We start from the raw sequence: 7,571 nt of genomic DNA, 5'->3' as shown, positions 1-7,571 counted from the left end.
CTGCTCGACTTTCCGCGTGGGGCGCTGGTGCACTTTGCCGTCACCAACCGCACGGTGATGATGACGACCAGGCTGCAGGGCCCCAGCACCTACTTCCTGCCCTTCAACCTGGGCGACCACGGCGCGGCGGGCAACCCACCCAACGGCCAAGGCCACCGCACCCACTACCTGTGGGAGCAGGTGTGGCAGCGCGACAGTTGGCTGGAGATCATTGCCCGTTACCTCGTGACCAAGCGCGACGACAAGAAGCGCATCACCGGCGTGCTCTTCCCTCGTTATCACCAGCTCGACGCCACCCGCAAGCTGGTGCAAGCCGTGCTGGCCGAGGGCGTGGGCCAGAAGTATCTGATTCAGCACAGCGCGGGCAGTGGCAAGACCAACTCGATCGCCTGGACGGCGCACTTTCTGGCCGACCTGCACGACGCGGCCAACCACAAACTGTTCAGCACCGTGCTGGTGGTGAGCGACCGCACGGTGCTCGACACGCAGCTGCAAGAAGCCATCTTCGACTTCGAGCGCACCGCCGGCGTGGTGGCCACCATCAAGGGCGAAAGCCAGAGCAAGAGCGGCGAGCTGGCCGAGGCGCTGTCAGGCGGCAAGAAGATCGTGGTGTGCACCATCCAGACTTTTCCGTTTGCGCTGAAGGCCGTGCAAGAGCTGGCGGCCACGCAAGGCAAGCGCTTCGCCGTGATCGCCGACGAGGCCCACAGCTCGCAAACCGGCGAAGCCGCCGGCAAGCTCAAGCAGGTGCTGAGTGCCCAAGAGCTGCAAGACCTGGCCGACGGCGGCGAGGTGTCTACCGAAGACCTGCTGGCCGCGCAGATGAGCGCCAAGGCCGGCATGGCGGGCACCGCATCCGCCGTGACCTACGTGGCCTTCACCGCCACGCCCAAGGCCAAGACGCTGGAGCTGTTTGGCCGCAGGCCCAACCCCGATCTGCCCGCCGGGCCCGACAACTTGCCCGCGCCGTTCCACGTCTATTCGATGCGCCAGGCCATCGAAGAGGGCTTCATCCTCGACGTGTTGAAGAACTACACCTCGTACAAGCTGGCCTTCAAGCTGGCCCACAACGGCCGTGAGTGGGACGACAAGGAAGTCGAGCGCAGCGAAGCCCTCAAGGGCCTGATGCGCTGGGTGCGCCTGCACCCCTACAACATCGCCCAGAAGGTGCAGGTGGTGGTGGAACACTTTCTTGAGAACGTGCAGCCGCTGCTCAAGGGCCGCGCCAAGGCCATGGTGGTGGTGGGCAGCCGCGTGGAAGCCGTGCGCTGGAAGCTGGCGGTGGACAGCTATATCAAGGCGCAAAACTACAGCTTGGGCACCCTGGTGGCCTATTCGGGCGAAGTCAACGACCCGAACTCGCTGCCTGAGCCCGTCACAGAAAACAGCGCTCAACTCAACCCCGGCCTGAAGAGTCGCGACATCCGCGACGCCTTCGCCACCGATGAGTTCCAGATCCTGCTGGTGGCCAACAAGTTTCAGACGGGCTTCGACCAGCCCTTGCTGTGCGGCATGTACGTGGACAAGAAGCTGGCCGGCATCCAGGCCGTGCAGACCTTGTCGCGCCTGAACCGGGCCTACAACGGCCCGCACGGGCTGAAGGACACCACCTACATCCTCGACTTCGCCAACGACCCGCAAGAGATTTTGGCGGCGTTCCAGACCTACTTTGAGACAGCCGAGCTGGCCGGCGTGACCGACCCCGATCTGATTTTTGACCTGCGCGCCAAGCTGGATGCCGCCGGCCACTACGACGATTTCGAGGTGGAGCGCGTGGTACAGGTGGAGCTGAGCCCGAAGGCCACGCAGGCGCAGCTGGTGGCCGCCATCGAGCCGGTGGCCGACCGGCTGCTCAAGCGTTTCAAGGCGGTCAGCGCGGCGTTCCAGGCGGCGTCAGGGACGCTACCCGGCGGCGAGCTGGGCCCCGATGGCCAGGCGGCCAAGGACGAGCTGGAAGCCCTGACGCTGTTCAAGCGGGACCTGGGCACTTTCGTGCGTGTGTATGCCTTCTTGTCGCAGATGTTCGATTACGGCAACACGGCCATCGAGAAGCGCGCCATCTTCTTCAGGCGCCTGCTGCCGTTGCTGGACTTTGGCCGCGAGCGCGAGGGCGTCGATTTGTCCAAGGTCACGCTGACGCACCACAAGCTCAAGGATCGCGGCACGCAGAAGCTGCTGCTCGGCGAGGACGTGGCCGAATACAAGTTGCAACCCATGGCCGCGCCGGGCACCGGGCAGATCCAGGACAAGGAAAAGATCCGCCTCTCGGAAATCGTGCAAAAGGTGAATGACCTGTTTGATGGCGAGCTGACCGACCACGACATGCTCGCCTTTGTGGACAACATCAAGGGGAAGATGATGGAGTCGGATCTGCTGGTTCAGCAGGCCATGAACAACACGAAGGAGCAGTTCAGCAATTCGCCGGATTTCACGTCGGAGCAGCTGAACGCCATCATCGATGCCTTTGGCGCGTTTTCGGCCATGAGCAAGCAGGCGCTGGACTCCGAGAAGGTGCGCCAGGGCCTGAAGCACATCCTGCTGGGGCCTGGCGAGCTTTACGAGTCCCTGCGGCGTCGCGGCGCCATGGGCGGCCCAGCTTAGTCTGGCCTCTGGTGGCGATGGAGTTGGCCTCGCCGACAGGAATCGAACCTGTATCTAGCGCTTAGGAGGCGCTCGTTCTATCCATTGAACTACGGCGAGATGCCTGTGGCGCCAGTGGCGGCGCGCGGCGGGGCGCATTGTCCCACGAGCCTCGGGGCGGGCTTACTTGCCCGTGAGGTTGCGGCACTTCAAGGGCAGGTAGTTGGCCGGCACGGTGGTGCGGTCGTCTCCCTTGATGGTCATCTGGTCGGGCACCTTGCCTTTGGCGCAGACCCACGACACCGGCACGACGGGGGCGTCGTCCACCACGGCGGGCCGCAGCGTGAGCACCTTGTCCTTGAGAACCCCGTTGGCGCTGTTGCCGAAGGTGATGTGCACGGCGCCGTTTTCGACGGCCACCGAGCGCACGTAGGTGTTGACGATCTTCTCGGGCGCCGGGATGCCGGCGGCGGTGTTGTCGGCGGGCAGGATGTGGGTGAGCGACCAGGCCGAGGCCACCGGCCCCTTGGCCACGTCGGCCAGCGGCAGGGCTTCGTTGATCTGGTCGCGCACGACCTTGTCGGTGAGGTTGGGCAGCGCGATCAAGGCCAGGGTGGCCAGGATGGCGATCACCACCACCAGTTCGATGAGGCTGAAGCCTCGGCGGAAGCGGGCCACGGTCAGGGGGGCGAGGCGCTGAACCGTGAGGCTCAGGCTTGTTGCAGGTATTGGCCGATGCGCCGGCAACGTTCGGCCATCACGGCGCGGTCGTATCGGCCGTCGAAGATGGCGCCGGCGAACAGCGAAACCGTCTTGCCGCTCTTGAGCTTGAGCATCACGTCGTAGGCCACGCTGCCTTCGCGGTCGCCGGACTGGTCAACGTAGGCGTCGGCCACGTCCTTGAAGGCGATGGAACGCTTGCGCTGCCCCACGCGGTTGGTGTCTTCAATGCTGATCAGGCCGCTGTGCGGGTCGATCACCACGGCGCGGGTGGTGCTCAGGTACAGGCTCGCGGCACTCAAGCCCAGCATCAGCAGACCGAGGACGAAGCCCGCGGCCTCGGTGGCGCCGTGCCCCAGCACGGACAGCCTCAGCGTCAGGGCCAAGCCCACGCTCCCGAGGGCGAGCATCATGGCGGTTTGCTTGCGGCGGTTGCTTTCGATCTTCCAGGTGTTCATCTCGGCGGCGGAGCTTCGGGGGGGGGCTGATCGATGTCATTCAAAACGAAATGAGGCCGGATCAGCAAGAGTAGTTTCGCGAAAAATAACCAATGAAACAGTCAATCTGACGCATCTCATGTCGATGAGATGAGGGCGGTCGGCGGCGAATCAAGATTCAGCCGATTCATTTCGGCCGGCTCATTCGGTGTCGAGCGATTCGACCCAGATCACCTCGCACGCGCCGGCGCCGGAGTCTTCGCGGGTCAGCGAGCTGCGCCAGCGCCAGCCGCTCGGCTGGGTCGCCTCGATCAACTCGCCTTCAAAGTGCACGATCTGGCCGGGGCGCACCTTGGCCAGCGCGCCGCGCACGCCGTCGTTGGCCGGGATCAGGTGCATGTTGGCGCTGGAGCGGATGATCTCGTCGGGCGGGATCGGCGGCTCGTTGTCGTAGCGCCAGAAGTAGAAGCGCCCGCTCTGGCTGATGTGCAATTGCTCGTACACCGCCGAGTCGGACATGCGCCCCCAGCCCAGCGCCAGGTCGGTGGGCGACAAGTCGGACTCCTTGTCGGCCCGGTAGTCTTCGCGCGACAGCACCCGGGCGCGCACCTTGAAGTGCGCCAGCGGCCTGATGGCGTAGCCGCGCAGGTTGAAGTCGCTCTGGCGCGGGCGGGTCTGCTCGGGCTCGGCGGCCGCCACCGTGCCGGGCGACACATGCATCACCGGGCGCGTCTGGTACCAATGCCAGGCGCCCCAGGTGCAAAGGCCGATGAAAACGAGTCTGCTCAGTTGCATGTCGGCATATTTCGGCACGCTTGCCGCGCCGCTGTAGGGCAAAACCATCGGGCGCGAGCCCGGCGCCCGGCATCACGCGGCATCAAGGGCGTGGTTTGGCGCGGGGTAGCGCCAGTACACCGCCGCCAGCCACGCCAAGGCGACTCCGAACACGGCAAATTTCACGGTTGCGGCCACGGTGGCCGGCCAGGCCCAGACGCGGACGTCGGCGGCCAGGGTCATCTGGATGAGGCTGAAGTTCTCGGTGGCGTCGGCCAGGGCGGCCAGCCAGATCAGCCCGGCCAGCATGCCGGTGACGGCTCGGGCGCGCCCCGGGGTGCGGGCCCGAGCCAGCAGCAAGGCCAGACAGATTGCTCCGGGGTAGAGCAGCATGAACAGGTAGTCGATGCCCAGACTGAGCAGCGCCAGATCGCGGGCGTGGGGGCTCCAGGCGTGCAAGATGGCGCCGCAGCGGCTGCCATAGGCGCACAGCTCGAACGACACGATGCCCTGCGGAGCCGCAGCCGTGCGCAACCCCTGGTCGATCAGGCCCAGCGCCGCGAACACGACGCCGCCCAGCGCGAGGGTCAGGCGCAGCAACGTTTTGAGCAGGGGTCGGTTCGGGTTCATCAGACCGCGCCGTCGTGGCAGCGCTCATGGGTTGGGATGGCGAGGGCTGTCAAGCATAAATCGCTGGCGCGGGTCGCGTCACCCCGGCTGCTTCTTGAAGCCGATCAAGTAACGTCGGCGACGGCCCGTCTATCGTTGCCCTTCGTGGCAGCCCGGGTAAGACGCCGGTAAGACGCCGGTAAGGCGGTGCTTGCAAGCTGTGCGTGTTCGGCCGTCGGGCCGGTTTCAAGAAAGGAAGATTCATGTTCGCGTTGCTTCGTGGGGCTGTCGTGGTGACGGCGTGGGCCACCCTGGGGATATCGGGCGCGGTGCTGGCGGCCGGTTCGGAGCTGCACCACGACCATCATGCGGCGCAGCCGGGTGAGGTGAAGCTGCGGGCGCTCAAGCCGGGCGAGAAGTGGCCGACCGACGAGACCTTGCGCAAGGGCATGGAGGCGGTGCGATCGGCCGTGGTGGCCGCGCAGGCTGACGCCACCGCGAATCGCCTGGACGCCGCTGGCTACGGGCGCCTGGCTGATTCGCTCGATCAGCAACTCGCCGCCATCGTGCGCGGCTGCAAGCTCACGCCCGAGGCCGACGCCGCGTTTCATTCGGTGGTGCTGGGGCCGCTGACGCACGACGCCGGCACCATGCGCGGCTCGCCCAAGATCGAGATCAAGAAGGTCGCGCTGATGGGCATCACGCAGACGCTGCGCCACTACGGCGAGTACTTCCAGCACCCGGGGTGGGACGCCAACCGCGCGCCGGCTCCGTAAGCCGCCTGCGGTGCGGCGCCACGGTTCGGCGTCGGGGCATCGGGGCCACAATCGACGCACGATGACCGCGCCGCTCACCTCATCCGCCCCGCGCCTGGCCCTGCGGGCCGACCTGCTCGACTTCACCGCCGACCCCGGCTTCGCCGCGCCGCATGCCGCCCCCGGCGTGCGCCTGCGCCCCGACCACTGGCTGCTGATCGAGCACGGCCGCATCGCCGGGGTGCTGCCGGGGCCGCAGGAGCCCGATGCCAGCTGGCAACGCGAAGAACACCCCGGCTGCCTGCTCACGCCCGGGCTGATCGACACCCACGTGCACAGCCCGCAGCTCGACGTGATCGCCAGCTACGGCGCGCAGCTGCTCGACTGGCTCAACACCTACACCTTCCCGGCCGAGCTGCGTTATGCCGACCCGGCCGTGTCTGCCGCAGGCGCGCAGCGCTTCGTGCAGGCGTTGCTGGCCTGCGGCACCACCACGGCGGTGGTGTTCCCGACCGTGCACAAGGTGTCGGCAGACGCCTTGTTTGCCGAGGCGCACCGGCTCAACATGCGGCTCGTCACCGGCAAGGTCTTGATGAATCGCTTTGCACCGCCCGGCTTGCTCGACGACGTGGCCTGCGCGCGCCGCGATTGCGTCGACCTCATCGAGCGCTGGCACGGCAACGGGCGCCAGAGCTTTGCCGTGACGGTGCGCTTCGCCCCCACCAGCACGCCTGAGCAACTGGCGATGGCAGGCGAGCTGTGCGCCGCCCACCCCGGCATCTACATGCAGACCCATGTGGCCGAGAACCGCGACGAGGTGCGCTGGGTGCGCGAGCTCTACCCCGAGGCGCGCAGCTACCTTGACGTCTACGCCCAAGCCGGCCTGCTGAACCCGCGCGCCGTGCTGGCGCATGGCATCTGGCTCGACGACCACGACCGCGCCTTGCTGCGCGAGCATGGGGCGCAGATTGCGCACAGCCCCTCGTCCAACCTCTTTCTGGGCAGCGGCCTTTTCAACTGGGCGCAAGCCGAAGAGCAGGGCGTGCGCGTGTCGCTGGCCAGTGACGTGGGCGGCGGCACCAGCCTGTCGATGCTGCGCACCATGGCCGATGCCTACAAGGTACAGGCCTTGCAAGGCAACCGGCTGACGGCCTGGAAGGCGTTGCACGCCTGCACGCTGGGCGCCGCGCAACACCTGGGTCTGGCCGACGAGATCGGCAGCCTCGAAGTGGGGCGCGCGGCGGACCTGGCGGTGTGGAACCTGGCCCACGGCGTGGTGGGCGAGCACCGCTTGAGCATGGCGCGCGACTGGCATGAAAAGCTCTTCGCCTGGATGACCCTGGGCGACGAGCGCAACCTGGTTCGCACCTTCGTGGCCGGTCGCCCGGCCCTATCATTTTCTTGATTGATTCATCGCTCGCTTTTTGGAGACGCCATGCCGCAGCCCGCCGCCCCTTCGCAAGACGCGCCCTTGGCCGCATCGCCACTGCCCGCGCAGGCCGGCGTGTGGCATCGCTTGAGCGAGCCGCGCGTGGCGCCGGTGCCCGAGCGCGAGCAAGGCTGGCTGTTGCGGCTGGTGCTGCGCCTCACCCGCTCGCGCACCGATGCGCAAGGCGCGCGGCCGGTCACGCTCAACGTGTTCGCCACGCTGGCCCACGACCGGGGGCTGTTCTACCGCTGGCTGGCGTTTGCCGCG

General features: G+C 66.9%; 8 protein-coding genes and 1 tRNA gene. 4 read left to right on the top strand and 5 right to left on the bottom strand.

What is annotated here, in order from left to right:
- The coding region (locus tag ACE3SS_RS14170; protein WP_374595033.1) for a type I restriction endonuclease subunit R at window positions 1-2,601 on the top strand (2,601 nt) is incomplete at its 5' end.
- A 24-nt stretch (window positions 2,602-2,625) separates the two neighbouring features.
- Here ACE3SS_RS14170 and ACE3SS_RS14165 read toward each other — a convergent pair.
- The 5 genes from ACE3SS_RS14165 to ACE3SS_RS14145 all read right to left on the bottom strand — a co-directional run bounded on the left by ACE3SS_RS14165 (window position 2,626) and on the right by ACE3SS_RS14145 (window position 5,141).
- Window positions 2,626-2,700 (bottom strand) — tRNA-Arg (locus ACE3SS_RS14165).
- A gap of 63 nt (window positions 2,701-2,763) precedes the next feature.
- A complete protein-coding gene (locus ACE3SS_RS14160; RefSeq protein ID WP_374595031.1) occupies window positions 2,764-3,258 on the bottom strand; it encodes a pilin in 495 nt (164 codons plus the stop codon).
- A gap of 32 nt (window positions 3,259-3,290) precedes the next feature.
- Window positions 3,291-3,758: a hypothetical protein gene (locus ACE3SS_RS14155; protein ID WP_374595029.1), complete on the bottom strand. Its 468-nt coding sequence runs from the start codon at window positions 3,756-3,758 to the stop codon at window positions 3,291-3,293.
- 180 nt (window positions 3,759-3,938) lie between these two features.
- Window positions 3,939-4,580 carry a hypothetical protein gene (locus tag ACE3SS_RS14150; RefSeq protein ID WP_374595027.1) on the bottom strand — a complete coding sequence of 214 codons (642 nt, stop codon included), beginning with the start codon at window positions 4,578-4,580 and terminating at the stop codon, window positions 3,939-3,941.
- A gap of 24 nt (window positions 4,581-4,604) precedes the next feature.
- The gene (locus ACE3SS_RS14145) at window positions 4,605-5,141 is read right to left on the bottom strand and encodes a hypothetical protein (protein ID WP_374595025.1); all 537 of its coding nucleotides are present in this window, start codon (window positions 5,139-5,141) and stop codon (window positions 4,605-4,607) included.
- A 242-nt stretch (window positions 5,142-5,383) separates the two neighbouring features.
- Here ACE3SS_RS14145 and ACE3SS_RS14140 point away from each other — a divergent pair, with 242 nt between their 5' ends.
- The 3 genes from ACE3SS_RS14140 to ACE3SS_RS14130 form a co-directional block, all read left to right on the top strand.
- Window positions 5,384-5,896 (top strand): hypothetical protein, encoded by a 513-nt coding sequence (locus ACE3SS_RS14140; RefSeq protein WP_374595023.1) that lies wholly within the window; start codon window positions 5,384-5,386, stop codon window positions 5,894-5,896.
- A 61-nt stretch (window positions 5,897-5,957) separates the two neighbouring features.
- Window positions 5,958-7,280: a guanine deaminase gene (guaD, locus tag ACE3SS_RS14135; RefSeq protein ID WP_374595021.1), complete on the top strand. Its 1,323-nt coding sequence runs from the start codon at window positions 5,958-5,960 to the stop codon at window positions 7,278-7,280.
- Window positions 7,281-7,310: 30 nt separating this feature from the next.
- Window positions 7,311-7,571: hypothetical protein (locus tag ACE3SS_RS14130; protein WP_374595019.1), on the top strand; the 261-nt coding region annotated here is incomplete at its 3' end.

Source organism: Aquabacterium sp. (genome assembly GCF_041915145.1).
Lineage (GTDB): Bacteria > Pseudomonadota > Gammaproteobacteria > Burkholderiales > Burkholderiaceae_C > Aquabacterium.
Note: the sequence above shows the minus strand (reverse complement) of the source record. Positions and strands in the feature narration are given on the sequence as shown.

Bases quoted from the DNA above. Each gene is read 5' to 3' on its own strand.
- ACE3SS_RS14155 (WP_374595029.1), bottom strand. From the start codon at position 3,758: ATGAACACCTGGAAGATCGAAAGCAACCGCCGCAAGCAAACCGCCATG.
- ACE3SS_RS14150 (WP_374595027.1), bottom strand. From the start codon at position 4,580: ATGGTTTTGCCCTACAGCGGCGCGGCAAGCGTGCCGAAATATGCCGAC.
- ACE3SS_RS14145 (WP_374595025.1), bottom strand. From the start codon at position 5,141: ATGAACCCGAACCGACCCCTGCTCAAAACGTTGCTGCGCCTGACCCTC.
- ACE3SS_RS14140 (WP_374595023.1), top strand. From the start codon at position 5,384: ATGTTCGCGTTGCTTCGTGGGGCTGTCGTGGTGACGGCGTGGGCCACC.
- guaD (WP_374595021.1), top strand. From the start codon at position 5,958: ATGACCGCGCCGCTCACCTCATCCGCCCCGCGCCTGGCCCTGCGGGCC.